The following is a 24,852-nucleotide window of genomic DNA, read 5'->3' as shown; positions in this document are numbered from 1 at the left end:
GTAAAGTCTTACTCAGAAACGACGTGCAGTTTCAGAGTGGCTTCCACTTCTGCGTGCAGGTGGATAGCGATGTCGTATTCGCCAACGTTGCGAATAGGACCTTCTGGCAGACGTACTTCTGCTTTTGCCAGCTCAACGCCCGCTTCAGTCGCCAGCTCAGCGATGTCACGGTTGCCCAGAGAACCGAACAGCTTGCCTTCGTCGCCCGCTTTAACGGCAACAGACAGTTCGATTTCTTCGATTTTCTCTTTACGAGACTCAGCACCAGCCAGCTTGTCAGCCGCAGCTTTTTCAAGCTCAGCGCGACGTGCTTCAAACTCAGCAACGTTAGTTTTGGTGGCAGGTACCGCTTTGCCTTGTGGGAACAGGAAGTTACGCGCGTAACCTGGCTTAACGGTTACTTGCTCACCCAGTTCGCCCAGCTTGGCGATTTTTTCCAGCAGAATAATTTGCATTTTTAATTCCTCATTACAGGGCGGGGTTACTCACCCGACGCCGTGTCTTTTAGTCGCGCGCGAACGTCAAACAGACTGTCCATCAGCGCTACGAAAATTAGTAATGTGTACATGTATGGCCCGAAGAAAAACAGGCTGAGGTAAGTTACCGTCAACCAAATCGGACTGGCATCGGTTTTGGCCACCGCGCCATGGATCAACGCCAGTGCAGCCAGTATTAATGGCACCGTTAAAATCGGCACCAAACCGGCTAACTGAGGCTGTAACTGCCCGGCCATGAGCAACACCAGTACCACCGGTGCTGTCACTGCCACAGGCAACCGCAACTGCTTAAATTCAGTGCCAAAACCACCTGGGTTATACAAGGCACTCTGCCAGTAGCGTCCCAATAACAGACACAGATTAATGATCAGCACAAACAGTGATGCCAGCCCGCCACTGATCAGAGGGGCTACGTACGCTTGCACCTGCGCCAGAACTTCTGGCCGCTCTTGCAAGGCGTCCGCCACTGCGGCTTCGCTGTTGCTGACGATCAAAGGCAAGACCTCTGTCATCATCAACGGCAGGCTAAAGTACAATACGATGCCAACCAGCACCGACATCGCCATAGCCCAATCCAAACGCACACTGTGATTGAGAACAGCCGCTCCCACTCCCACACCCAAGGCGGTCACCAAGGGCGTCGGATCACCCGCTGCAAACCAGGCAATGCCCGGCAACGAGGCCCACATTAATACGCGACTGCCTTCTGCAGCACCCTGACGCAAGGTCACCAGTGCCACGATGGCCGCTCCCAGCCAGAACAACAATGGGATGGCTAAAGCAGCACCAGCCGCCACAGTTGCCTGTGTGCGGCTGGTCATAGCCCATCGAGCGAGAGATATCATCATGTCACTCAACCAGCTTAAGTATCAGAACAACGATTAATTGTCGTGCTGATCAGTGTAAGGCAGCAAAGCGATGTAGCGCGCGCGCTTGATCGCAGTAGACAGCTGACGCTGATACTTAGCACGGGTACCAGTGATACGGCTTGGTACGATTTTGCCAGTTTCAGTGATGTAGCCTTTCAGCGTGTCCAGATCTTTGTAATCGATCTCAGATACACCTTCAGCGGTGAAACGGCAGAACTTACGACGACGGAAAAAACGTGCCATGACTAAAACTCCTATTACTCTGCGCTTTCGTCAGCAGTAGATTCTTCTGCGTTCGCTTCAGTGGCGTCCGCGGCTTCTTCAGCTTTTGGCTCAGCTGCACGCTCTTCGCTGCGAGCTTCGCGGCGACGATCTTCACGGCTTTCAGCCGCTTTGATTGGAGACAGCTCAGTCACGGCTTCGTCGCGACGGATAACCATGTTACGCAGAACAGCATCGTTGTAACGGAAGTTAGTAGTCAGCTCGTCCAGCACTTCTTGTGAACATTCAACGTTCATCAGAATGTAGTGTGCTTTATGGATGTCGTTGATTGGGTATGCCAGGTGACGACGACCCCAGTCTTCGAAACGGTGGATTTTACCGCCAGATGCTTCGATGCTGTTGGTGTAACGCTCTACCATGGCTGGTACTTGTTCGCTTTGATCTGGGTGAACCAGAAAAACGATTTCGTAGTGACGCATTGTCAACTCCTTATGGGTTTATAGCCTTCCGGCCCATCCGGTAAGGCAAGGAGTCTGCCGCTGGCAAGCCAGGGCAGATAAAGGGGTGGGGATAGTAGCAGAAGCCCTGCAGCAGTTCAAACCTTAACCAGATGCGACATCTGACCACAGGCTGGATGATCGTATTGGACGTATGCTGGGTGAGTTCGAGTCAGCGCTGGCTATGAGGGTGGCCAGCGCTTTTTTTTTCGCCTTACACCATTAACACTCGCACTGCCTCTCCGACTTCGCCGCTATTAACACTCATCTATCGCACCTGTTCGCAAGACCATGTGAGCGTCGTTCAAACATCGCGGCACACCAATAAGACCAGCAGCGGTCGACAACTCACCGCCTAGCGTATTTCTTTCGCAGCGTGATACGTGCGCCCCACCGTCAACTCTGCCAAGCCCAACGGATAAAACCAATGGCCGACATTGCCACGCCATTCAGGCCAGAGACGGGTATTTGATTAATACATAAACGATAATCTATATCATTTGCATAAGTCTTTGTATTAAACTCCCCGACCCTCATTGACTGATCGGGACTGTTGCTCAATGCCTTGTAATCACCCGCCGTGGAACCGCCTGCTGACTGCCTTGTGTTTGCCTGTACTCACCGCCGTGCCACAGGCCATGGCTGAAGACATCAACCACGCCGACCTAGAAACCGTCACCGTCACCGCTGGCAACGCGCCGGAAACCTCGATCGAGGTGGCTGATACAGGGTTCAATCTTAACGCCATTGATACCGCTGAGTTCTTCAACTTCAGCAAGGACTTGCAGCAGATTCTCAATACCAGCCCTGGCATCATCGTCCGCCAGCGCGGCGCATTGGGGTCGGATTCAGAACTGTCGATCAATGGTTTGTCGGGCAATCAGGTGCGCTATTTTCTCGACGGTATTCCGATGGAAGCGTTCGGCACTGCACTGCGCATTGGCGATTTACCCGTCAACGTGGCCGAGCGGCTGGATGTGTACAAAGGCGTGGTGCCAATATCGTTAAGTGCCGATGCTCTCGGCGGCGCCGTGAATATTATTACGCCCGCTGCAGATGAAGATTACCTCAACGGCGCGGTGAGCTATGGCTCGTTTAATACTGTGCGCAGCTCGTTTAACAGTCAGCACAGCCAAACCAGCAGTGGTGCGTTTGTGCGCCTGAGCGGCTTTTTTAATCACTCCGACAATGATTATGAAATCGACAATGCACCGGTTACTGACGAGCTGGGCAATGTGCAAAAAAGCGGCAGCGTGCGCCGCTTTCACGATGCCTATCGCTCGCACATGCTCAGCGCCAAGCTGGGGTTGAGCGATCGTACTTGGGCCGATGAGCTGTCACTGGGCATTACCACCGCCGCCAATCGCAACGAGTTGCAGCACCCGACTACCACGGTGAATCAGGTGTATGGCCAATACCACAGCACCAACCGCACTTGGCTGTCGACCTTAGTGTACAAACTCAGCGACGATGATTTCGCCCTTACAGGCTATTTGCTGAACGGCCAGGTCGATGAGTCGTATGTCAACACCGCATCACGGCGCTATCAGTGGGATGGTTCTTATACACCGAGAAGCGACCAGCTGGGCGAGGTCGGCAACCGCAGCCGTTTGACTGTCACCGATGACTTAGTGCGTGCCAATGTGTCTGGTCGTTACCACCTGAACGATCACGTCAGCATTGGCAGCGCTCTGTCGATGAACCGTACCGAGCGCTCTGGCAAAGACTCACTGCAACCAGAGTCAACGTTATTGGCAGGCACCAACCAGCTGACGAAAAACGTCTTTGCGTTAGACAGTAGCCAAACCTTATTTAACGAGCGCCTGCGCAGCACCCTGTTCTGGAAGCATTATTATTACCAAGCTGAAGTCAGCTCGGTGCGCACGGAAAGTTTTAATCAACGCTTTGCCACCAGTAAAGAAAGCGGCAGCGCTAACGGCGTTGGCCTGGCCCTGCAATACCAGCCCTGGGACAGCACCACGGTTAAGTTCTCGCGCGAAAAAGCCTACCGCATTGCCGAACCGAACGAGATTCTCGGCAACGGCCAGTTCGTATTACCAAACCCGGATTTAAAACCCGAGCAAAGCACCAACACCAACATTGGCGCCAGCTACGGCACGCTGTTGGACTCTTGGTATCTGGGCGGAGAGTTGAATGCCTTCCACCGCGATGCCACCGACTTTATTTTTTATAACCCCTCTGAGGTCATCCGCGGGCGCTATGAGAACTTAGGTGAAGTGCTGGCCAAAGGCCTGGAGCTGTCGACCACAGTTGATTACCAAGACAGTTACAGCGCTCACCTCAACATGACTTACCAAGACATTACCGATCAGACGCCACAAGATTTCGATGGCTCAGACAACTTGCATCGTGGTGATCGTATTCCAAATACGCCGTATTTCTTTTCCAACGTGCGCCTGGGTTGGAAGCATCACCTCGATAATCTCGACCAGATTTCCATTTATGCCACCAGTCGTTTTGTTAAAGAGTATTACCTGCGCTGGGAAAGTGATGGCGATAAAGACCAAAAAGATAAAATTCCATCACAAACCTCCTATGACCTAGAGCTGGAATACGTGCTGTCCAGCATCGACCTGAGCGCTTCGCTCACCATCAGCAACATCACCGATGAAGCGCTGTTCGATAATTTCAAAATTCAAAAACCAGGCCGCGCTTATTACGCCAAAGTCCGTTTTGCTTATTAAAGAAGAGGAAGAGTTATGTTTAACAAAAGTGTATTAACCTTGGCCGTATTGGCCGCCATGACTGGCTGCGGCAGTGACAGCAGCAGTAGCAATAACAACACCGACACTCCGACACCAGAAACGCCGGATGAAGTCGCCAATACCATCACCATGTCGTTTAAAGTCTCGGCCGCCAACTCTGCCGATCAGATCGAGTACTTGGTTCAAAAAGACGATCTCAGCTCCGAAGCCATTTCTGCCCAAGGCGCCGGTTACGAGCAAACCAGCTGGAATTTCTATTACACCGTTGGCGACACATTGTTTGTATCGGGTTATGGCAATAAAGAAATGAGCTCGTACCAAGCCAACAACGGCGGCGAGTTGGAAAAGATCAATACCTTCTTGTTTGACGAAACGCCGGAAGTGTTTGGTCACATTGGCAATGACACGCTGCTGGCCACGGCTCTGCCGCGCACCGGCGCTCACGTCCCGAATGTACTGTACACCGCCAGCGCAGCCAGCGGTTTGCTGACGGCCAAAACCAACTACACCATTCACGATAAAGACACCGGTGTGCGCGGTGAAGGCACAGTCGCTGCACCGTCCGGTTTGGCCGTAGAAGGCGATAAATTGTTCGTTGCATTCCACAAGTGGGACGACAGCCCAGAGGCCACGCAATATCGCACCGATGAGCAAGATACCGCCTTTGTTGCTGTGTACGATTATCCTCTGGCTGACAACGCACAGCCGTTAAAAATCATCAGCGACGAGCGCACCGGTCATATTGGTGTTAACGGCAACCCCACCAATATGATTCGCCTGGACAATGGCGATATTTACACCATGTCCCACGGCGGCGTTGGCGCCATTGCAGCAGGCTTTAGCAGCAATACCGAAACACCGTCTGGCATTTTGCGCATCAACAGCGGCGAGACAGAATTCGACGGCGAGTATTTCCTCAATATCAGTGAAAAAACCGATGGCGGCCGGATTTTCTGGTTCTCGGATATTGGCAACAACAAAGTTTTAGCGCGCATTTTGATGGCCAATGAAGCCGCTGACCAAGCATCGTGGTCGGCGTTTGGCAAAGACTTCCATACCATGAAGTTGGTATTAATCGACTTAGAAGCGCAAACCGTCACCGATGTGGCCGGTGTGCCGATTCATCAGAAGCGTTGGACATCACCGCTGGAAGTGATTGATGGCAAGGTGTACCTGAGCATTGAAACGCCCGACGGCGCTCATGTGTACGAGTACGATGTCGCCACCAATGTAGCCACCAAAGGCGCGGAAATCGTCGGTAAAACCATCAAAGGTTTTTACGACTTGTAAAACACTATGCTGCTTTAATCAGCAACAAAGCGGCCGGTTTTCCCGGCCGCTAGCTGCCGTTATTTAAGATAGCGCCACCAACGCCAGACGTTTAATAAACTGATCAGCGACCCCGCGACGTACGTCAGCGCTGCAGCACACAGTATCTGCCGCGCGCCTTGCATATCCTGCTCACTGAGATAACCGCCTTGTTGCAACAGTGGCAGCGCTTTGCCAAAGCTGGCGTCCCACTCCACCGGCAGCGTCACCAAATGCACCAAGGTTGAAATCAACATCGCCGCCACCGCCAAGATCAGGCTCCAGCGCGACAGCCCCGGCTGCCACCAGGCCAGCAACGGCAGCGCCAGCAGCAATATCGGAATAATACGTTCAGACCACACAGCCACATGCGCCAGTACCGTGCGCAACTGAAACAGGGATTCACCTTTGGCGTGCTGAATGGCGTGGCCCACTTCGTGCGCCGCCACCGCCACAGCGGTCAACGATTTGCCGTCTAAGTTGTCTTGCGACAGTCGCACCATGCGTTGGCGCGGGTCATAGTGGTCGCCCTGCTCCGTGCTCTCCAACCCGACCTGCTGCAATTGCAGTTGATTGATCAAGTGCCGCGCCATATCGCCGCCCGTGCCCGGGTAATCACGGCGCTCGTGACTGTGGCGTTTCATCACATGACGCACCCACAGACTTGGCCCCAGTAACAAGGCCAAAACCCCCACCAATACCACTAACCACACCATGAACGGCTCCTCACTGCGATGCCACTTGCCGAATAGTTATGGTAACGGTCTGGATTGAATGTCGGAACACTCAATCCCGGCGTAGGCGTAACGGCCTGTCGCTGGTAGTATTACGCGCCCGATTGACCCCTGAGGGAAGCACCCTTGAACATCCGCTACGTTGCATCATCCAAACTGCCCACACCCTTTGGTGTATTTACCATGCACGGCTTTGAAGAAACGGCCACCGGCAAAGAGCATGTCGCTTTGACCATGGGGGACGTTGGCAATGGCGAGGCGGTGTTGGCTCGGGCGCATTCGGAATGTCTAACAGGCGATGCACTGTACAGCATGCGCTGTGATTGCGGTTACCAGCTGGAAGCGGCACTGACTGCCGTGGCAGAGGCCGGACGTGGGGTGATTTTGTATTTACGTCAGGAAGGTCGTGGCATTGGCCTGCTGAACAAAATCCGCGCCTACAACTTGCAAGACCAAGGCGCGGATACCGTCGAAGCCAACGAGCAGCTCGGCTTTGGCGCCGACATGCGCGACTACAGCATGTGCCAGCCTATGTTGAGCCACCTGGGCATCGACGCCATTCGTTTGATGACCAACAATCCACGCAAGGTGAAAGCCTTATCCGACGCTGGTGTCGATGTGGTGGAGCGCGTGCCGCTGCAAGTTGGCCGCAACCCACACAACGATGCCTACTTAGCGACCAAAGCCAGCAAGCTGGGCCATATGCTCAGCCATCAGGACGACGAGCCCGAAGGCTGATCGGGCATCACGGCTGTTTGCTCGACATCGTCCACCAGCGGCGCGCGGTCATCTGCGTGACTGTCGCTGGCGTCATTGCGCTGGCCCTCGCCGTTTTTCACTGAGCTGCTGTTTTCAGCTTCAGTCCCTTCACTGCCTAGCGCGTCGATGTTCTGTTGCTCGCTGTTGTCCAGTTCTCCGCTCTGTCCTTCACTTCGTGTGCTGTCGCTGCCAGGACCTTCGTTATGAATGTGAATAAAAATCTCGTGGCCCTCAAACTGCTCTAGCAGCTCATGCATTTTGCTAATGTGGTGATCCGTCAGCCGCGTTCCGGTAGACAACAGAACCACACCCGCTGGCGAGATAAAGGGTCCACTAAGCAACATACCCGCGCGTGCTTCTTGTACCGGCAAACGCACTTGCTCGGGCGCAAAGCGGCCGTCTACTCGCTCCAGAACATCGATAAACACATCCACCAGCTCACGATCATAGCGGTGCCCTGCCATTTTCAATAAATACTCTTGCGCTTGCTCCGGTTCGAGAGGTTCGCCCAGAAAGTTATGCGCATGCTGCAAATCAACATAGTCAGCGACAATACGTAGAATGCGGGCGGGTCTGGCGATGGCATCGCCACTTAATTGATCCGGAAACCCTTTGCCGTTGTAGAGCTCCATGTGCGAGCGAATGATGTTCGCCGCACCGGCCAACGGCTCATACATCATCAGCATGGACTGACCCAAACCAGGAAAACGAGCGTATTCATGGCGCTCTGTAACACTCATTTGGGTAATGGATTTAATCACCACCTGATCGGGCAGGGAGACTTTGCCGATATCACGCAATAAAGCGGCGATGTAGAGATCTTCGATTTCTTTGCCAACCACGTCAGCCGAGCGGGCAAACTCACGCGCTAAATGCGCCGCTTTGGCGCTGTTGCCACGCTGACCACCGGTGCGAGTCTCGATCAGCGACACCAGCATGTGCAGTACCGAGCGCATGTCCTCACGCAAGCGACGGCTGGATGCCATCACTTGTTTTTCACGCTCGCCCACTTTGGATTCCAATTGCTCATTGCTGAGTTGCAGCTGCTGATTGAGCTGATTCAGCTCGTCGTTTTGCCGCACGATGTGTTTGTTCAGCGACTGGTTCGCCTTACGCAAAGTACGAATCTCGATCGCTTCGGCCACCATTTGTCGCAGTTCATCGTTGTCCCAAGGTTTGGACACGTAGCGATAAATATTGCCTTCATTGATGGCGCGCACGGCAGAATCTAGGTCGGAATACCCTGTGATCAGAATGCGCATCATATCTGGGTATTCGGTGCGACAGTGCGCCAGTAGGTCAGCGCCGCTCATGCCCGGCATGCGCATGTCACACAGAATCAGGTCAAACGCTTCTGCAGAAAGGCACTCCATGGCCTGGCTGGCGCTGGTGGCGACGGTGACATGATAGTTCCGGCGCAGCAAACGACGCAGTGCCTGACAGACAGACTCTTCGTCATCAACGATCAGTATTTGCCCAAGTTTTTCCGCGTCCTCATGGGCGTCGTACATAGCACCCTCCACTGCCTGCCAATGCTGTCAAATAAGCATAGTCGCTGGCGTGGAGCGTGAAAAACTCCGGCTCGATAAAGGCTACAGGGCGTTGCGGATGTGCTCGCAGGTCAGGCCAACGTCGTTCAACTGTTGCGCCACGCCGGCGTGCTCGATAAAGCGATCGGGAATACCCAACGTCACCACAGGCATCGTCACACCATGACGGGCCAGGCACTCCATCACCGCACTGCCGGCACCGCCAGCGACGGCGTTTTCTTCCAGCGTAATAAGCTTGTCGTGCTGTTGCGCCAGCTGCAGTACCAAGGTTTCATCCAATGGTTTTACAAAGCGCATATCGGCGACGGTCACGTCTTCGCTTTGTGCTACTTCCATCGCCACCGCAACAGGTGCGCCAAACGCCAGAATGGCAACACCACCTTTCGCTTGGCGCTGCCGACGAATCACACCTTGCCCCAATGGAATGGGAGTTAACTCAGCTTGCACCTCGGCGTTTGGACCACTGCCACGCGGATAACGCACGGCCGCCGGACCAGCATGCATGTATCCAGTGTGCAGCATTTGACGACATTCATTTTCATCAGACGGTGTCATCAGCACCAGATTGGGAATGCAGCGCAAATAGCTAAGGTCAAAAGCGCCGTGATGCGTCGGGCCATCTTCACCGACCAGACCGGCACGGTCGATCGCGAACAACACATCGAGATTTTGCAAAGCCACATCGTGAATCAGCTGATCGTATGCACGCTGCAGGAAGGTCGAATAAATGGCCACCACCGGCTTGCTGCCTTCACACGCTAGACCAGCCGCCAGCGTCACCGCGTGCTGCTCAGCAATGGCCACGTCGTAATAGCGCTCCGGGTATTCCTGCGAAAAGCGAATCAAATCCGACCCTTCACGCATGGCCGGCGTAATACCGACCAAGCGCTCATCTTGCGCCGCTTGGTCACACAGCCAATTGCCAAAAATGTTGGAGTAGGTAGCGCGCTTTACACCGCCAGCGGACGCGCTCTTTGGCTTTAACGCATGGTATTTGATCGGATCCTGCTCGGCGGGCTCAAACCCCTTACCTTTGCGTGTGACCACATGCAAAAAGCGCGGTCCTGGTAAATCTTTCAGGTTTTGCAGCTGCAGTACCAGTTCGTTCAGGTCATGGCCGTCAATCGGGCCGTAATAGTTAAAGCCCAACTCTTCAAACAAGGTGCCGGGGGCCACCATGCCTTTCATATGCTCTTCGGTGCGGCGGGCAAATTCCCACGCAGCCGGAATCTTTTCCAACACTTTCTTGCTGCCTTCGCGCATGGCGGAGTAGGTGCGGCTCGACCAAATGCGCGTGAAGTACTTATTCAGCGCACCGACATTGTTGGAAATCGACATGTCGTTGTCGTTCAGAATCACCAGCATGTCGGCCTTTTCATGGCCAGCGTGGTTCAGTGCCTCAAATGCCATACCCGCGGTCATCGCGCCGTCACCTATGATGGCAACCGCATGACGCGGTAATTGCTGTTGGCGAAACGCCAGCGCCATCCCTAAGGCAGCACTAATTGAAGTACTGGAGTGTCCCACACCGAAGGTGTCGTAGGGGCTTTCTTCACGCACGGGAAAGGCCGCCGGGCCGTCGGCGGTGCGAATGTTCGGCAGCTGCTCACGGCGACCTGTGAGGATCTTGTGCGGATAAGCCTGATGGCCGACGTCCCACACTAAGCGATCATCTGGGGTGTTAAACACGTGGTGCAACGCCACAGTCAACTCCACCACCCCCAAACCGGCGCCAAAGTGACCACCCGACTGCCCAACGCTGTACAACAGATACTCACGCAGCTCAGTACACAGTTGCTGCAACTGATCGGCAGATAATGACTTCATGTCAGCGGGCTGATCAATGCTATCCAGCAATGGCGTGTCTGGGCGGTGTGACGGTATTTCGGTAAACATCAGGCGGTGTAATCCCGGTCGGTGAGTCTGCCGGTCAGGGCATAAAGGTGCCATATTCTACCGGCTCGGCTCGCCGTTGAGTAGCGCTGTCAGTGGTCGCGGTGGACAACGTAATGCGCTACCGCCACCAGCGTGCGGGTGTCTCCCGGCAAGCGCTGCATCAGTTGCTGTGCCTGATCGACCAGCGCCTGTGCCCGTTGATGAGCACCCTCAAGCCCCAACAATGCTGGATAGGTTGGCTTGTCCAAGGCAATGTCCGCTCCCTGCTGCTTGCCCAGCGTCTCGGTGTCGCTTTCGATGTCTAGAATGTCATCTTGCACTTGAAAGGCCAGCCCCAGAGCATCGCCAATATCGCGCAGCGCCTGACGTTCAGACTCCTCCAGTTGCGCGGCGGCGGCTCCCATTTCCAAAGCAGCGGTAATTAACGCGCCGGTCTTGTGTTGATGCATGCGCTGTAATTGTGGAAGCGACATCTGCTTGCCGACGTGGTTCAGGTCGATGGCTTGCCCAGCCACCATGCCCGCCGCACCGCAAGCTCGGCTTAATAACTGTAGCCAGCGCATACGCAGCTCGATATCAGCGTCGGCATGAGCCAAGTGTTCAAACGCACCGGCTTGCAAGGCATCACCTGCTAGAATGGCCGTCGCTTCATCAAAGGCGATGTGGCAAGTTGGTTGGCCACGGCGCAGGTCATCGTCGTCCATAGCGGGCAAATCGTCATGGACCAGGCTGTAGCTGTGCACCATTTCTATTGCCACCGCGGCGGCATCTACCTGCTGCCACTGACAGCCAACTGCTTCTGCCGCGGCATACACCAGCAATGGGCGCAGACGTTTTCCGCCATTTAACAATCCGTGTCGCATTGCACTGGCCAAGCGGTCGTCGGCAATCTGCAAACTATTAAGTGCGTCTTCTAACTGCTGATGGCTGCGTGCCTGTACCTGTTCTAACGTGTCCGCCAGCATCATTGCTCGCCGTCCATCTGGAAGGGTTGCTCCTGGCTGGCACCGTTTTGCTCCACCAGCAAGCGCACTCGTTGCTCAGCCTGCGCCAACGTCTGCTGGCAGCGACGGGTGAGCGCTACGCCCTGCTCAAACGCCTGCAATGACTGTTCTAAGGTCAGCTGCCCACTCTCCATCTGATTGACCAGCTGCTCCAGTTGCTCCAGTGCTGGTTCAAATTCAAATTCTTGCGCTGAATCGCTCATTTTCTCTTACCCATGGCCGATGAACAGAGCTGGGAATAATCCGCCTCTGCAAGGTGCGGCAACACTAACTGGCGTATTCCGACGGGTCAACTCGGCGAGAAGCAGCTAAGTTAATTGAACGGCAGGTGGCAAACTCGCCCTGCGCGCGTTACAGAAGTCAGGAAAGACAGAAAGAAGCGCCAGGATTGGCTAAACTCTCTGCAACTAATAACTGTGTCAAAGGAGCAATAGTGGATCTCGCGTCAATAGTTGGCATCGTCGGAGCGTTTGGTATTGTCGGCATGGCGATGGTCCTCGGCGGCGATATCGGTATGTTCTTCAACGTCCCATCGGTGTTGATCGTGATCGGCGGTACCATCTTCGCAGTGATGATGAAGTACGAGCTGGGTCAGTTTATTGGCTCCGCTAAAATCGCCGTTAAAGCCTTTGCCTTCAAACTCAGTAAGCCTGAGCAAATCATTGAAGAAGTGGTTGAATTAGCCGGGTTGGCACGTAAAGGCGGGTTGCTGTCGCTGGAGGGTAAAGAAGTCAGCGATGACTTCCTGGCGCGCGGTATTCAACTGTTGGTCGACGGCCATGATCCAGATGTCGTCCGTACCTTGCTCAATAAAGAAGTACGTCTATCCAGCGCCCGCCACGATCTCGGTGCCTCGATCTTCCAGCAAATGGGCGATGTAGGCCCAGCCATGGGCATGATAGGTACACTCATCGGTTTGGTGGCTATGTTGGCCAACATGGATGACCCCAAAGCCATTGGCCCAGCAATGGCGGTAGCGTTGTTGACCACCTTGTATGGCGCCATGCTCGCCAACATGTTTGCCCTGCCGGTCGCGGACAAGCTCAAACTGCGTAAAGACGAAGAAGACCGCCTTAAGTCCATGATCATTGACGCCTTGCTCGCCATTCAAGCGGGCCAAAACCCTCGTGTTATTGAAGCCATGTTGCAAGCCTACATTCAGGAAGGCAAACGCACCGGTGGAGACGATTAATCATGGCTGAAGAAGAAGAACAAGAATGTCCGGAATGCCCCAGTGTTGCAGCTTGGGTCATGACCTTTGCCGATCTGATGTCACTGCTGATGTGCTTCTTTGTACTGTTGCTGTCTTTTTCAGAAATGGAAGCGATGAAGTTCAAACGCTTGGCCGGGGAGCTGCGCAACGCGTTTGGTGTGCAGACCGTTATCAATGCCAGTGATCCGCCCAAGGGCACCAGTGTGATCGCACGGCACTTTAGCCCGTCGATTCCAGAGCCGACACCGATCAACGAAATTCGCCAGAAAACCAGTGACATCACCAAAAGCTCGCTGGAAGTATTATGTCAGGATGAAGTGACGCAGCAGGAAGAACGCCAGGGTGATCAGGGCGAAATGACGCGTGAAATCGTTGTACCGCAAGAACAAATCAGTAACGAAGAGGTGGAGCAAGAAGCCATGCAAATGGCTCAGGAGCTGGAAAGTGAGATCGCACGAGGCCAGGTCGAGATTGAAACGTCAGGCAAGAAGATCATCATCCGAATTCAGCAGCGCGGTGTATTCCGCTCCGGCTCTGACTTTATTGAAGACCGCTTTTTGCCAGTGATTGATAAAATTCGTGAAGTGTTGGTCACTGTACCGGGAAGGATTTCCGTCGAAGGCCACACCGACGATATTCCAGTATCTGGCGGTCGCTTCCGCACCAATTGGGGGTTATCCACCGCGCGAGCGGCCTCTTTTGCCGAGGAGCTGTTTATAGCACCGGAGCTCGATGCAACGCGCTTTCAAATCGTTGGCCATGCCGATAAGCGCCCTCTGGTCGACAACCTTGATGACGAATCACGCGCACGCAATCGACGGGTGGAAATTGTGATTCTGCGCAGCAAACCGGGCGATGATGACGACCAACCTGAAATCGAGCCCACGGACGAGCGCGTTGATGATGCCGTTAACGCCAGACCAGAAGACTTTGAATTGCAGCCCAGCGAGATTTTCTAGAGCCGTAGCGGGAGTTGGAGATAATAATGGAAGAGAGACGTCGTTTTTTTCGTCTTGATGATGAAGTCATCTTGGATTTTCAGATTCTCAGCGAGGAAGAGCTGACGGAGCTGGAGCACCATACGTCTCAGGTGAAAACTGAGCTGCAAGAAATCGAACAAGAAATTGGTAGCCTGATTTACCAGTTAAAGTCCCATCATCCGCAGATGTCGCGCTTAGCAGAGTTGCTGAACCAAAAGCTCAACCTGTTCGCAGCCAACGGCAGCGGACAAAAAGGTCAGCAGCGCATGCTCACTTCCAGCGAGTCCAGAACTCGCATTAATTTAAGCGCCTGCGGCATGGCATTTAATTCAGCAGAAGCACCGGAACCTGGCCATCAACTGCTGCTCAATATGCAGCTGAAACCATCAAATACCAACCTGGAGCTAAGCGGTCGGGTTATCTCAGTCGAAGCCTCAGACGAAGAAGAAAAGCCTCACCGTGTACGCGTGAACTTCGAAGGGCTGAAGGAGGCCGAGCAAGAACTGCTGATCCAACATCTGTTTCAATTACAGAATCGCAATCTAAAAGCTCGCCACCAAGAAGATGACGAGCCCGAAGGTGACGGATAGCGCGGCGTGATTTGTTAATATGGTGCTTTCATTCATTGTTAGCACATTGCCATGGCCACTCCGCGTATTTATCACCCTGAGCCTTTCTCCATCAACACGGTTATCACGCTGGACGATAACGCCGCTGCGCACTTAGTGCGGGTGCTGCGTCTGCAAAATGATGCGCCGATTCTGTTATTTGATGGTAGTGGGCAGGAGTATGCGGCCAAACTCACCGATGTAGGCAAGAAAACCGCCAACGCCTATGTGACGCACTGCTCCAAGACAGAAACAGCGTCGCCGCTACAACTGCATTTGGGCCAGGTCATTTCCAAAGGCGACCGCATGGATTTCACCATTCAAAAAGCCACAGAGCTAGGTATCCATGACATCACGCCATTATGGAGTCAGCGTTGTGATGTGAAATTAAACCAAGGACGCTTACAAAAGAAATGTGAGCACTGGCAGCGTGTCGCTATCTCTGCTTGCGAGCAATCAGGACGCTGCCAGGTACCAACTATTCACGCACCACAAACCCTGTCAGATTGGCTCGCTCAGATTCAAGCAGACTGCAAGTTAGTATTGCACCCTCATAATCAAAGCCCTTTAAAGGAACAAGCCGTGCCCGAGTCGGTAGCGTTACTGGTGGGTCCTGAAGGCGGATTGAGTGACGATGAGGTCGCTCTTTGTCAGCAACGGCAATTTAATGGTCTGACATTAGGGCCTCGCATATTAAGAACCGAAACTGCGGCACTGACAGCGCTGGCGGTATTGCAGTATCAATGGGGCGACTTCTAGCGCCGAGAAGACAAGCGGCCGTTATCGTACGGCCGTCATTGTTTATTCCATCTTTTATATCTTTTATTTTCTTAGCCGAGCCTGTATTCCTCACGCTACTTTTTGGTGGGGCGAGGTTTACGGCCCTATATTGTCTGCTGCTCTCAATAAACATCACTCTCGAGTTTACTGAACATGTTTAAGGGCGTTTGTCCGTAAGGTCACTATCAGCACCGATGCTGGCGAGCCTGGGCAGGTAGCGGGCCAGAGGTAATAAAATGCTGGGGACTTTATTGTTGGCATCAACGTTGATGATGACCGTGCTAAATAGCAACGCCACGATAAGCACCTACGTCGTAAAGTAAGCATGTAAAAAGGCAGGGACACAGATAAGACAAGCTCTCGATAGCGGGCGCTAGCGAGGCTTTGAATTTGGCGTAACCAACAGCCCCATAACCTCGATAAGTCTAGTACGGCGTTCGGTCTAGCTAGCGAGGTTGTCGGCGAATCACAACGAAAAAACCCCGATAGCGTTAGCTACCGGGGTTTTGAATAAGAGCTTGACGATGACCTACTCTCACATGGGGAAGCCCCACACTACCATCGGCGATGCTGCGTTTCACTTCTGAGTTCGGGATGGATTCAGGTGGTTCCACAGCTCTATTGTCGTCAAGCAAACCTGTATGAAGTGTTGTCGTCTTACGCGTTCTGCAACGTGACTTCAAATAAGGTTGGATACATGAGTGTACTGAGAATTCTCTTGCGAACCGGCGGTGCCTGTTCGTATATCTTGGCTTGTTGCTGAGTTTTCAGCGCCCACCCGAGTTTGGGTGTTATATGGTCAAGCCTCACGGGCAATTAGTACAGGTTAGCTCAACGCCTCACAACGCTTACACACCCTGCCTATCAACCAGGTAGTCTTCCTGGGCCCTACAGGGAACTCGAAGTTCCAGTGAGATCTCATCTTGAAGGAGGCTTCACGCTTAGATGCTTTCAGCGTTTATCCCGTCCGAACGTAGCTACCCGGCAATGCATCTGGCGATACAACCGGAACACCAGAGGTTCGTTCACTCCGGTCCTCTCGTACTAGGAGCAACTCTTCTCAAATCTCAAACGCCCACGGCAGATAGGGACCGAACTGTCTCACGACGTTCTAAACCCAGCTCGCGTACCACTTTAAATGGCGAACAGCCATACCCTTGGGACCGGCTTCAGCCCCAGGATGTGATGAGCCGACATCGAGGTGCCAAACACCGCCGTCGATGTGAACTCTTGGGCGGTATCAGCCTGTTATCCCCGGAGTACCTTTTATCCGTTGAGCGATGGCCCTTCCATACAGAACCACCGGATCACTATGACCTACTTTCGTACCTGCTCGACGTGTCTGTCTCGCAGTTAAGCCGGCTTATGCCATTGCACTAACCTCTTGATGTCCGACCAAGATTAGCCGACCTTCGTGCTCCTCCGTTACTCTTTGGGAGGAGACCGCCCCAGTCAAACTACCCACCACACAGTGTCCTCGATCCAGATAATGGACCTGAGTTAGAACCCCAAATTGACCAGGCTGGTATTTCAAGGTTGGCTCCACCAGGACTGGCGTCCTGGCTTCAAAGCCTCCCAGCTATCCTACACAAGCCAATTCAAAGTTCACTGTGAAGCTGTAGTAAAGGTTCACGGGGTCTTTCCGTCTAGCCGCGGGAACGCAGCATCTTAACTGCGAATTCAATTTCACTGAGTCTCGGGTGGAGACAGTGTGGCCATCGTTACGCCATTCGTGCAGGTCGGAACTTACCCGACAAGGAATTTCGCTACCTTAGGACCGTTATAGTTACGGCCGCCGTTTACCGGGGCTTCGATCAAGAGCTTCGCAGATGCTAACCCCATCAATTAACCTTCCGGCACCGGGCAGGCGTCACACCCTATACGTCCACTTTCGTGTTTGCAGAGTGCTGTGTTTTTAATAAACAGTCGCAGCCACCTGGTATCTTCGACCGGTCTCAGCTTACGGAGCAAGTCCTTCACCAAAACCGGCGCACCTTCTCCCGAAGTTACGGTGCCATTTTGCCTAGTTCCTTCACCCGAGTTCTCTCAAGCGCCTTGGTATTCTCTACCTACCCACCTGTGTCGGTTTAGAGTACGGTTTCTTTGTAGCTGAAGCTTAGAGGCTTTTCCTGGAAGCATGGCATCGACCACTTCGGACTCCGTAGAGTCACCGTCATCACGTCTCGGCATTAAGAACCCGGATTTACCTAAGTTCTCTGCCTACCAGCTTAAACACGGACAACCAACGCCGTGCTGGCCTAGCCTTCTCCGTCCCCCCATCGCACTACAAACAAGTACAGGAATATTAACCTGTTTCCCATCGACTACGCTTCTCAGCCTCGCCTTAGGGGCCGACTAACCCTGCCCCGATTAACGTTGGACAGGAACCCTTGGGTTTCCGGCGGGGATGTTTTTCACACCCCTTATCGTTACTCATGTCAGCATTCGCACTTCTGATACCTCCAGCCTGGTTCACACCTTGACCTTCAACGGCTTACAGAACGCTCCTCTACCATGCACAAAGTGCATCCGTAGCTTCGGTGTACAGTTTGAGCCCCGTTATATCTTCCGCGCAGGCCGACTCGACTAGTGAGCTATTACGCTTTCTTTAAAGGGTGGCTGCTTCTAAGCCAACCTCCTAGCTGTTTTAGCCTTCCCACATCGTTTCCCACTTAACTGTAACTTTGGGACCTTAGCTGACGGTCTGGGTTGTTTCCCTTTTCACGACGGACGTTAGCACCCGCCGTGTGTCTCCCGGATAGTACTCACTGGTATTCGGAGTTTGCAAAGGGTTGGTAAGTCGGGATGACCCCCTAGCCTTAACAGTGCTCTACCCCCAGTGGCATTCGTCCGAGGCACTACCTAAATAGTTTTCGAGGAGAACCAGCTATCTCCGGGCTTGATTAGCCTTTCACTCCGATCCACAAGTCATCCCCTGGCTTTTCAACGACAGTGGGTTCGGTCCTCCAGTTGATGTTACTCAACCTTCAACCTGCTCATGGATAGATCGCCCGGTTTCGGGTCTAATGCTAGCGACTGGACGCGCAGTTAACACTCGGTTTCCCTACGGCTCCGCTATTCGCTTAACCTTGCCACTAACATTAAGTCGCTGACCCATTATACAAAAGGTACGCAGTCACCGAACAAAGTCGGCTCCCACTGCTTGTACGTACACGGTTTCAGGATCTATTTCACTCCCCTCACAGGGGTTCTTTTCGCCTTTCCCTCACGGTACTGGTTCACTATCGGTCATCTGGGAGTATTTAGCCTTGGAGGATGGTCCCCCCATATTCAGTCAGGATATCACGTGTCCCGACCTACTCGATTTCACTTCAAATAAGTTTTCACATACGGGGCTATCACCCACTATGGCCGCACTTTCCAGAGCGTTCTGTTAACTACATTGAAGCTTAAGGGCTGGTCCCCGTTCGCTCGCCGCTACTAAGGGAATCTCGGTTGATTTCTTTTCCTCGGGGTACTTAGATGTTTCAGTTCTCCCGGTTCGCCTCTACAACCTATGTATTCAGTTGCAGATACCTGCCTTATGACAGGTGGGTTTCCCCATTCAGAGATTTCCGGATCAAAGGTTGTTTGCCACCTCCCCGAAACTTATCGCAGGCTACCACGTCTTTCATCGCCTCCAGATGCCAAGGCATCCACCGTGCACGCTTAGTCACTTGACCATATAACCCCAAACCGTCTCGACATTTACAAGCTATGAAATGTGAAACTTTATGGTTGGGCTTACTGATTAATTACGGGTAGTAATTAATCAAATCAAGCAACCGCCGGTTCGCTTGAGAATTCTCATTCTCATGTATCCAAATTTTTAAAGAGCAATACAGGGCCGAGCCTTGTATTAAAAGCATTAAAGCAATTCGTGTGAGCACTTAGCTGAGATGACTAGAGCATCGTTTAAGGAGGTGATCCAGCCCCAGGTTCCCCTAGGGCTACCTTGTTACGACTTCACCCCAGTCATGAATCACTCCGTGGTAACCGCTCTCCCGAAGGTTAAGCTAGCTACTTCTGGAGCAACCCACTCCCATGGTGTGACGGGCGGTGTGTACAAGGCCCGGGAACGTATTCACCGTGACATTCTGATTCACGATTACTAGCGATTCCGACTTCATGGAGTCGAGTTGCAGACTCCAATCCGGACTACGACGTACTTTGTGAGATTAGCTTCACCTCGCGGCTTCGCAACCCTCTGTATACGCCATTGTAGCACGTGTGTAGCCCTACTCGTAAGGGCCATGATGACTTGACGTCGTCCCCGCCTTCCTCCGGTTTGTCACCGGCAGTCTCCTTAGAGTCCCCAACTAAATGATGGCAACTAAGGACAAGGGTTGCGCTCGTTACGGGACTTAACCCAACATTTCACAACACGAGCTGACGACAGCCATGCAGCACCTGTCACTGCGCTCCCGAAGGCACCAAGGTATCTCTACCAAGTTCGCAGGATGTCAAGAGTAGGTAAGGTTCTTCGCGTTGCTTCGAATTAAACCACATGCTCCACCGCTTGTGCGGGCCCCCGTCAATTCATTTGAGTTTTAACCTTGCGGCCGTACTCCCCAGGCGGTCTACTTATCGCGTTAGCTTCGTTACCAAAGGATCAAGTCCCCCGACAACTAGTAGACATCGTTTACGGCGTGGACTACCAGGGTATCTAATCCTGTTTGCTCCCCACGCTTTCGCACCTCAGTGTCAGTATCAGTCCAGGCAGTCGCCTTCGCCACTGATGTTCCTTCAGATCTCTACGCATTTCACCGCTACACCTGAAATTCCACTACCCTCTACTGTACTCTAGCCTGCCAGTTTTGAATGCAGTTCCCAGGTTGAGCCCGGGGCTTTCACATCCAACTTAACAAGCCACCTACGCGCGCTTTACGCCCAGTAATTCCGATTAACGCTTGCACCCTCCGTATTACCGCGGCTGCTGGCACGGAGTTAGCCGGTGCTTCTTCTGTCGGTAACGTCACACTTGAGGGGTATTAACCATCAAGCTTTCCTCCCGACTGAAAGTGCTTTACAACCCTAGAGCCTTCTTCACACACGCGGCATGGCTGGATCAGGCTTGCGCCCATTGTCCAATATTCCCCACTGCTGCCTCCCGTAGGAGTCTGGGCCGTGTCTCAGTCCCAGTGTGGCTGATCATCCTCTCAGACCAGCTACGGATCGTCGCCTTGGTAGGCCATTACCCCACCAACTAGCTAATCCGACGCAGGCACATCTGATAGCGCAAGGTCCGAAGATCCCCTGCTTTCCCCCGTAGGGCGTATGCGGTATTAGCAGTCGTTTCCAACTGTTGTCCCCCGCTACCAGGCAGTTTCCTACGCGTTACTCACCCGTCCGCCGCTCGTCAGCAGATAGCAAGCTATCTCTGTTACCGCTCGACTTGCATGTGTTAAGCCTGCCGCCAGCGTTCAATCTGAGCCATGATCAAACTCTTCAGTTTAAAAAGTTTCGATTGAAGGAATATTCAATCTAAATCTTGCTCAAGAATAAAACTGACTTAAATTCTTAAATGAATTTTCGACGAGTTCTTACTTGATAATGCTTTGTCTCCAGAGCATCTCAGCAAGCACCCACACGAATTACTTAATGCTGATTTTTAAAGAACGTTGCCAGATCTTTCGATCAAAGCGGGCTGCATATTTTAATGAGGCAGCCTTGATTGTCAAGCGATTTTTTTAAGCTTCTCCCGAAGCTTGTCGCTGACCGACCTGGAAGAAACCCTCTCAGATCGAGCGGCGCATTATACAGCGCCTTTCTGGCTTGGCAACCGTTAATTTCAAATATTTTCTAGTGAAATCAACGAGTTACTTAACCTGCTAAGCAATCATTAAAATTGCATAGCTTCTACTTTTATACGTAAAAAGCCCCAGCAGCGAGCGCTACTGGGGCTTTGAATAAGAGCTTGACGATGACCTACTCTCACATGGGGAAGCCCCACACTACCATCGGCGATGCTGCGTTTCACTTCTGAGTTCGGGATGGATTCAGGTGGTTCCACAGCTCTATTGTCGTCAAGCAAACCTGTATGAAGTGTTGTCGTCTTACGCGTTCTGCAACGTGACTTCAAATAAGGTTGGATACATGAGTGTACTGAGAATTCTCTTGCGAACCGGCGGTGCCTGTTCGTATATCTTGGCTTGTTGCTGAGTTTTCAGCGCCCACCCGAGTTTGGGTGTTATATGGTCAAGCCTCACGGGCAATTAGTACAGGTTAGCTCAACGCCTCACAACGCTTACACACCCTGCCTATCAACCAGGTAGTCTTCCTGGGCCCTACAGGGAACTCGAAGTTCCAGTGAGATCTCATCTTGAAGGAGGCTTCACGCTTAGATGCTTTCAGCGTTTATCCCGTCCGAACGTAGCTACCCGGCAATGCATCTGGCGATACAACCGGAACACCAGAGGTTCGTTCACTCCGGTCCTCTCGTACTAGGAGCAACTCTTCTCAAATCTCAAACGCCCACGGCAGATAGGGACCGAACTGTCTCACGACGTTCTAAACCCAGCTCGCGTACCACTTTAAATGGCGAACAGCCATACCCTTGGGACCGGCTTCAGCCCCAGGATGTGATGAGCCGACATCGAGGTGCCAAACACCGCCGTCGATGTGAACTCTTGGGCGGTATCAGCCTGTTATCCCCGGAGTACCTTTTATCCGTTGAGCGATGGCCCTTCCATACAGAACCACCGGATCACTATGACCTACTTTCGTACCTGCTCGACGTGTCTGTCTCGCAGTTAAGCCGGCTTATGCCATTGCACTAACCTCTTGATGTCCGACCAAGATTAGCCGACCTTCGTGCTCCTCCGTTACTCTTTGGGAGGAGACCGCCCCAGTCAAACTACCCACCACACAGTGTCCTCGATCCAGATAATGGACCTGAGTTAGAACCCCAAATTGACCAGGCTGGTATTTCAAGGTTGGCTCCACCAGGACTGGCGTCCTGGCTTCAAAGCCTCCCAGCTATCCTACACAAGCCAATTCAAAGTTCACTGTGAAGCTGTAGTAAAGGTTCACGGGGTCTTTCCGTCTAGCCGCGGGAACGCAGCATCTTAACTGCGAATTCAATTTCACTGAGTCTCGGGTGGAGACAGTGTGGCCATCGTTACGCCATTCGTGCAGGTCGGAACTTACCCGACAAGGAATTTCGCTACCTTAGGACCGTTATAGTTACGGCCGCCGTTTACCGGGGCTTCGATCAAGAGCTTCGCAGATGCTAACCCCATCAATTAACCTTCCGGCACCGGGCAGGCGTCACACCCTATACGTCCACTTTCGTGTTTGCAGAGTGCTGTGTTTTTAATAAACAGTCGCAGCCACCTGGTATCTTCGACCGGTCTCAGCTTACGGAGCAAGTCCTTCACCAAAACCGGCGCACCTTCTCCCGAAGTTACGGTGCCATTTTGCCTAGTTCCTTCACCCGAGTTCTCTCAAGCGCCTTGGTATTCTCTACCTACCCACCTGTGTCGGTTTAGAGTACGGTTTCTTTGTAGCTGAAGCTTAGAGGCTTTTCCTGGAAGCATGGCATCGACCACTTCGGACTCCGTAGAGTCACCGTCATCACGTCTCGGCATTAAGAACCCGGATTTACCTAAGTTCTCTGCCTACCAGCTTAAACACGGACAACCAACGCCGTGCTGGCCTAGCCTTCTCCGTCCCCCCATCGCACTACAAACAAGTACAGGAATATTAACCTGTTTCCCATCGACTACGCTTCTCAGCCTCGCCTTAGGGGCCGACTAACCCTGCCCCGATTAACGTTGGACAGGAACCCTTGGGTTTCCGGCGGGGATGTTTTTCACACCCCTTATCGTTACTCATGTCAGCATTCGCACTTCTGATACCTCCAGCCTGGTTCACACCTTGACCTTCAACGGCTTACAGAACGCTCCTCTACCATGCACAAAGTGCATCCGTAGCTTCGGTGTACAGTTTGAGCCCCGTTATATCTTCCGCGCAGGCCGACTCGACTAGTGAGCTATTACGCTTTCTTTAAAGGGTGGCTGCTTCTAAGCCAACCTCCTAGCTGTTTTAGCCTTCCCACATCGTTTCCCACTTAACTGTAACTTTGGGACCTTAGCTGACGGTCTGGGTTGTTTCCCTTTTCACGACGGACGTTAGCACCCGCCGTGTGTCTCCCGGATAGTACTCACTGGTATTCGGAGTTTGCAAAGGGTTGGTAAGTCGGGATGACCCCCTAGCCTTAACAGTGCTCTACCCCCAGTGGCATTCGTCCGAGGCACTACCTAAATAGTTTTCGAGGAGAACCAGCTATCTCCGGGCTTGATTAGCCTTTCACTCCGATCCACAAGTCATCCCCTGGCTTTTCAACGACAGTGGGTTCGGTCCTCCAGTTGATGTTACTCAACCTTCAACCTGCTCATGGATAGATCGCCCGGTTTCGGGTCTAATGCTAGCGACTGGACGCGCAGTTAACACTCGGTTTCCCTACGGCTCCGCTATTCGCTTAACCTTGCCACTAACATTAAGTCGCTGACCCATTATACAAAAGGTACGCAGTCACCGAACAAAGTCGGCTCCCACTGCTTGTACGTACACGGTTTCAGGATCTATTTCACTCCCCTCACAGGGGTTCTTTTCGCCTTTCCCTCACGGTACTGGTTCACTATCGGTCATCTGGGAGTATTTAGCCTTGGAGGATGGTCCCCCCATATTCAGTCAGGATATCACGTGTCCCGACCTACTCGATTTCACTTCAAATAAGTTTTCACATACGGGGCTATCACCCACTATGGCCGCACTTTCCAGAGCGTTCTGTTAACTACATTGAAGCTTAAGGGCTGGTCCCCGTTCGCTCGCCGCTACTAAGGGAATCTCGGTTGATTTCTTTTCCTCGGGGTACTTAGATGTTTCAGTTCTCCCGGTTCGCCTCTACAACCTATGTATTCAGTTGCAGATACCTGCCTTATGACAGGTGGGTTTCCCCATTCAGAGATTTCCGGATCAAAGGTTGTTTGCCACCTCCCCGAAACTTATCGCAGGCTACCACGTCTTTCATCGCCTCCAGATGCCAAGGCATCCACCGTGCACGCTTAGTCACTTGACCATATAACCCCAAACCGTCTCGACATTTACAAGCTATGAAATGTGAAACTTTATGGTTGGGCTTACTGATTAATTACGGGTAGTAATTAATCAAATCAAGCAACCGCCGGTTCGCTTGAGAATTCTCA

17 protein-coding genes and 5 rRNA genes are annotated in these 24,852 nt (G+C 52.8%); 7 read left to right on the top strand and 15 right to left on the bottom strand.

The window, feature by feature from the left end:
* Nucleotides 1–8: 8 nt before the first annotated feature.
* Genes rplI through rpsF form a run of 4 tightly spaced genes read right to left on the bottom strand, consistent with a single transcriptional unit; the run spans nucleotide 9 to nucleotide 2,067 of the window.
* Nucleotides 9–455, bottom strand: coding sequence for a 50S ribosomal protein L9 (gene rplI, locus CHH28_RS06915; protein ID WP_094059614.1), 447 nt, complete (start codon nucleotides 453–455; stop codon nucleotides 9–11).
* Nucleotides 456–481: 26 nt separating this feature from the next.
* The gene (locus CHH28_RS06910) at nucleotides 482–1,318 is read right to left on the bottom strand and encodes a hypothetical protein (protein WP_094059613.1); all 837 of its coding nucleotides are present in this window, start codon (nucleotides 1,316–1,318) and stop codon (nucleotides 482–484) included.
* Between the two features lie 60 nt (nucleotides 1,319–1,378).
* Entirely contained in the window at nucleotides 1,379–1,609 is a 231-nt protein-coding gene (gene rpsR, locus CHH28_RS06905) for a 30S ribosomal protein S18 (RefSeq protein WP_094059612.1), read from the bottom strand.
* Between the two features lie 14 nt (nucleotides 1,610–1,623).
* A complete protein-coding gene (rpsF, locus tag CHH28_RS06900; protein WP_094059611.1) occupies nucleotides 1,624–2,067 on the bottom strand; it encodes a 30S ribosomal protein S6 in 444 nt (147 codons plus the stop codon).
* Nucleotides 2,068–2,645: 578 nt separating this feature from the next.
* Here rpsF and CHH28_RS06895 point away from each other — a divergent pair.
* On the top strand, nucleotides 2,646–4,790 hold the full coding sequence (locus tag CHH28_RS06895) for a TonB-dependent receptor plug domain-containing protein (protein WP_094059610.1): 2,145 nt from the start codon (nucleotides 2,646–2,648) through the stop codon (nucleotides 4,788–4,790).
* A 15-nt stretch (nucleotides 4,791–4,805) separates the two neighbouring features.
* On the top strand, nucleotides 4,806–6,101 hold the full coding sequence (locus CHH28_RS06890) for a DUF4374 domain-containing protein (RefSeq protein ID WP_094059609.1): 1,296 nt from the start codon (nucleotides 4,806–4,808) through the stop codon (nucleotides 6,099–6,101).
* 59 nt (nucleotides 6,102–6,160) lie between these two features.
* On the opposite strand, the gene CHH28_RS06885 is transcribed toward CHH28_RS06890, so the two are convergent.
* A complete protein-coding gene (locus tag CHH28_RS06885) occupies nucleotides 6,161–6,835 on the bottom strand; it encodes a zinc metallopeptidase (protein WP_094059608.1) in 675 nt (224 codons plus the stop codon).
* A 144-nt stretch (nucleotides 6,836–6,979) separates the two neighbouring features.
* On the opposite strand from CHH28_RS06885, the gene ribA reads away from it, so the two are divergent.
* Entirely contained in the window at nucleotides 6,980–7,591 is a 612-nt protein-coding gene (gene ribA / locus CHH28_RS06880) for a GTP cyclohydrolase II (protein WP_094059607.1), read from the top strand.
* On the opposite strand, the gene CHH28_RS06875 is transcribed toward ribA, so the two are convergent.
* From CHH28_RS06875 to CHH28_RS06860, 4 genes are all read right to left on the bottom strand, one after another.
* Complete coding sequence (locus CHH28_RS06875) at nucleotides 7,567–9,123, bottom strand: HD domain-containing phosphohydrolase (RefSeq protein WP_094059606.1); 1,557 nt, start codon at nucleotides 9,121–9,123, stop codon at nucleotides 7,567–7,569. The genes ribA and CHH28_RS06875 overlap by 25 nt on opposite strands.
* An 81-nt stretch (nucleotides 9,124–9,204) precedes the next feature.
* Nucleotides 9,205–11,058, bottom strand: a complete 1,854-nt coding sequence (gene dxs / locus CHH28_RS06870) for a 1-deoxy-D-xylulose-5-phosphate synthase (RefSeq protein WP_094059605.1) — start codon at nucleotides 11,056–11,058, stop codon at nucleotides 9,205–9,207.
* 89 nt (nucleotides 11,059–11,147) lie between these two features.
* A complete protein-coding gene (locus CHH28_RS06865) occupies nucleotides 11,148–12,026 on the bottom strand; it encodes a polyprenyl synthetase family protein (protein ID WP_233243782.1) in 879 nt (292 codons plus the stop codon).
* Nucleotides 12,023–12,265, bottom strand: coding sequence for an exodeoxyribonuclease VII small subunit (locus CHH28_RS06860; RefSeq protein ID WP_094059604.1), 243 nt, complete (start codon nucleotides 12,263–12,265; stop codon nucleotides 12,023–12,025). Before CHH28_RS06860 ends, CHH28_RS06865 begins: the two co-directional genes overlap by 4 nt.
* A 230-nt stretch (nucleotides 12,266–12,495) precedes the next feature.
* Here CHH28_RS06860 and pomA point away from each other — a divergent pair, with 230 nt between their 5' ends.
* Genes pomA through CHH28_RS06840 form a run of 4 tightly spaced genes read left to right on the top strand, consistent with a single transcriptional unit; the run spans nucleotide 12,496 to nucleotide 15,622 of the window.
* Nucleotides 12,496–13,254 carry a flagellar motor protein PomA gene (gene pomA, locus CHH28_RS06855; RefSeq protein WP_094059603.1) on the top strand — a complete coding sequence of 253 codons (759 nt, stop codon included), beginning with the start codon at nucleotides 12,496–12,498 and terminating at the stop codon, nucleotides 13,252–13,254.
* A gap of 2 nt (nucleotides 13,255–13,256) precedes the next feature.
* The gene (locus CHH28_RS06850) at nucleotides 13,257–14,234 is read left to right on the top strand and encodes a flagellar motor protein MotB (protein WP_094059602.1); all 978 of its coding nucleotides are present in this window, start codon (nucleotides 13,257–13,259) and stop codon (nucleotides 14,232–14,234) included.
* A 26-nt stretch (nucleotides 14,235–14,260) separates the two neighbouring features.
* Complete coding sequence (locus CHH28_RS06845; RefSeq protein ID WP_094059601.1) at nucleotides 14,261–14,845, top strand: PilZ domain-containing protein; 585 nt, start codon at nucleotides 14,261–14,263, stop codon at nucleotides 14,843–14,845.
* A 51-nt stretch (nucleotides 14,846–14,896) separates the two neighbouring features.
* On the top strand, nucleotides 14,897–15,622 hold the full coding sequence (locus CHH28_RS06840; RefSeq protein WP_094059600.1) for a 16S rRNA (uracil(1498)-N(3))-methyltransferase: 726 nt from the start codon (nucleotides 14,897–14,899) through the stop codon (nucleotides 15,620–15,622).
* A 178-nt stretch (nucleotides 15,623–15,800) separates the two neighbouring features.
* On the opposite strand, the gene CHH28_RS19845 is transcribed toward CHH28_RS06840, so the two are convergent.
* From CHH28_RS19845 to CHH28_RS06815, 6 genes are all read right to left on the bottom strand, one after another.
* Nucleotides 15,801–15,941: a hypothetical protein gene (locus CHH28_RS19845; RefSeq protein WP_157729806.1), complete on the bottom strand. Its 141-nt coding sequence runs from the start codon at nucleotides 15,939–15,941 to the stop codon at nucleotides 15,801–15,803.
* A 218-nt stretch (nucleotides 15,942–16,159) separates the two neighbouring features.
* A 5S ribosomal RNA gene (rrf, locus tag CHH28_RS06835) occupies nucleotides 16,160–16,275 on the bottom strand.
* Between the two features lie 163 nt (nucleotides 16,276–16,438).
* Nucleotides 16,439–19,326: ribosomal RNA gene (locus CHH28_RS06830) — 23S ribosomal RNA — on the bottom strand.
* A gap of 233 nt (nucleotides 19,327–19,559) precedes the next feature.
* Nucleotides 19,560–21,098, bottom strand: a 16S ribosomal RNA gene (locus CHH28_RS06825).
* Nucleotides 21,099–21,558: 460 nt separating this feature from the next.
* Nucleotides 21,559–21,674, bottom strand: a 5S ribosomal RNA gene (gene rrf, locus CHH28_RS06820).
* 163 nt (nucleotides 21,675–21,837) lie between these two features.
* A 23S ribosomal RNA gene (locus CHH28_RS06815) occupies nucleotides 21,838–24,725 on the bottom strand.
* Together the 16S, 23S and 5S rRNA genes form the textbook arrangement of a ribosomal RNA operon.
* Nucleotides 24,726–24,852: the final 127 nt, after the last annotated feature.

Origin of the sequence: Bacterioplanes sanyensis (assembly GCF_002237535.1) — a bacterium.
GTDB classification, from domain to species: domain Bacteria; phylum Pseudomonadota; class Gammaproteobacteria; order Pseudomonadales; family Oceanobacteraceae; genus Bacterioplanes; species Bacterioplanes sanyensis_A.
Note: the sequence above shows the minus strand (reverse complement) of the source record. Positions and strands in the feature narration are given on the sequence as shown.

Excerpts from the sequence above, each read along its gene's own strand:
- CHH28_RS06910 (WP_094059613.1), bottom strand. The coding sequence starts at position 1,318 with ATGACCAGCCGCACACAGGCAACTGTGGCGGCTGGTGCTGCTTTAGCC.
- CHH28_RS06890 (WP_094059609.1), top strand. The coding sequence starts at position 4,806 with ATGTTTAACAAAAGTGTATTAACCTTGGCCGTATTGGCCGCCATGACT.
- CHH28_RS06840 (WP_094059600.1), top strand. The coding sequence starts at position 14,897 with ATGGCCACTCCGCGTATTTATCACCCTGAGCCTTTCTCCATCAACACG.
- CHH28_RS06850 (WP_094059602.1), top strand. The coding sequence starts at position 13,257 with ATGGCTGAAGAAGAAGAACAAGAATGTCCGGAATGCCCCAGTGTTGCA.
- dxs (WP_094059605.1), bottom strand. The coding sequence starts at position 11,058 with ATGTTTACCGAAATACCGTCACACCGCCCAGACACGCCATTGCTGGAT.
- CHH28_RS06845 (WP_094059601.1), top strand. The coding sequence starts at position 14,261 with ATGGAAGAGAGACGTCGTTTTTTTCGTCTTGATGATGAAGTCATCTTG.
- rplI (WP_094059614.1), bottom strand. The coding sequence starts at position 455 with ATGCAAATTATTCTGCTGGAAAAAATCGCCAAGCTGGGCGAACTGGGT.
- CHH28_RS06885 (WP_094059608.1), bottom strand. The coding sequence starts at position 6,835 with ATGGTGTGGTTAGTGGTATTGGTGGGGGTTTTGGCCTTGTTACTGGGG.
- CHH28_RS06860 (WP_094059604.1), bottom strand. The coding sequence starts at position 12,265 with ATGAGCGATTCAGCGCAAGAATTTGAATTTGAACCAGCACTGGAGCAA.
- rpsR (WP_094059612.1), bottom strand. The coding sequence starts at position 1,609 with ATGGCACGTTTTTTCCGTCGTCGTAAGTTCTGCCGTTTCACCGCTGAA.
- CHH28_RS06875 (WP_094059606.1), bottom strand. The coding sequence starts at position 9,123 with ATGTACGACGCCCATGAGGACGCGGAAAAACTTGGGCAAATACTGATC.
- CHH28_RS06895 (WP_094059610.1), top strand. The coding sequence starts at position 2,646 with ATGCCTTGTAATCACCCGCCGTGGAACCGCCTGCTGACTGCCTTGTGT.
- rpsF (WP_094059611.1), bottom strand. The coding sequence starts at position 2,067 with ATGCGTCACTACGAAATCGTTTTTCTGGTTCACCCAGATCAAAGCGAA.
- CHH28_RS06865 (WP_233243782.1), bottom strand. The coding sequence starts at position 12,026 with ATGATGCTGGCGGACACGTTAGAACAGGTACAGGCACGCAGCCATCAG.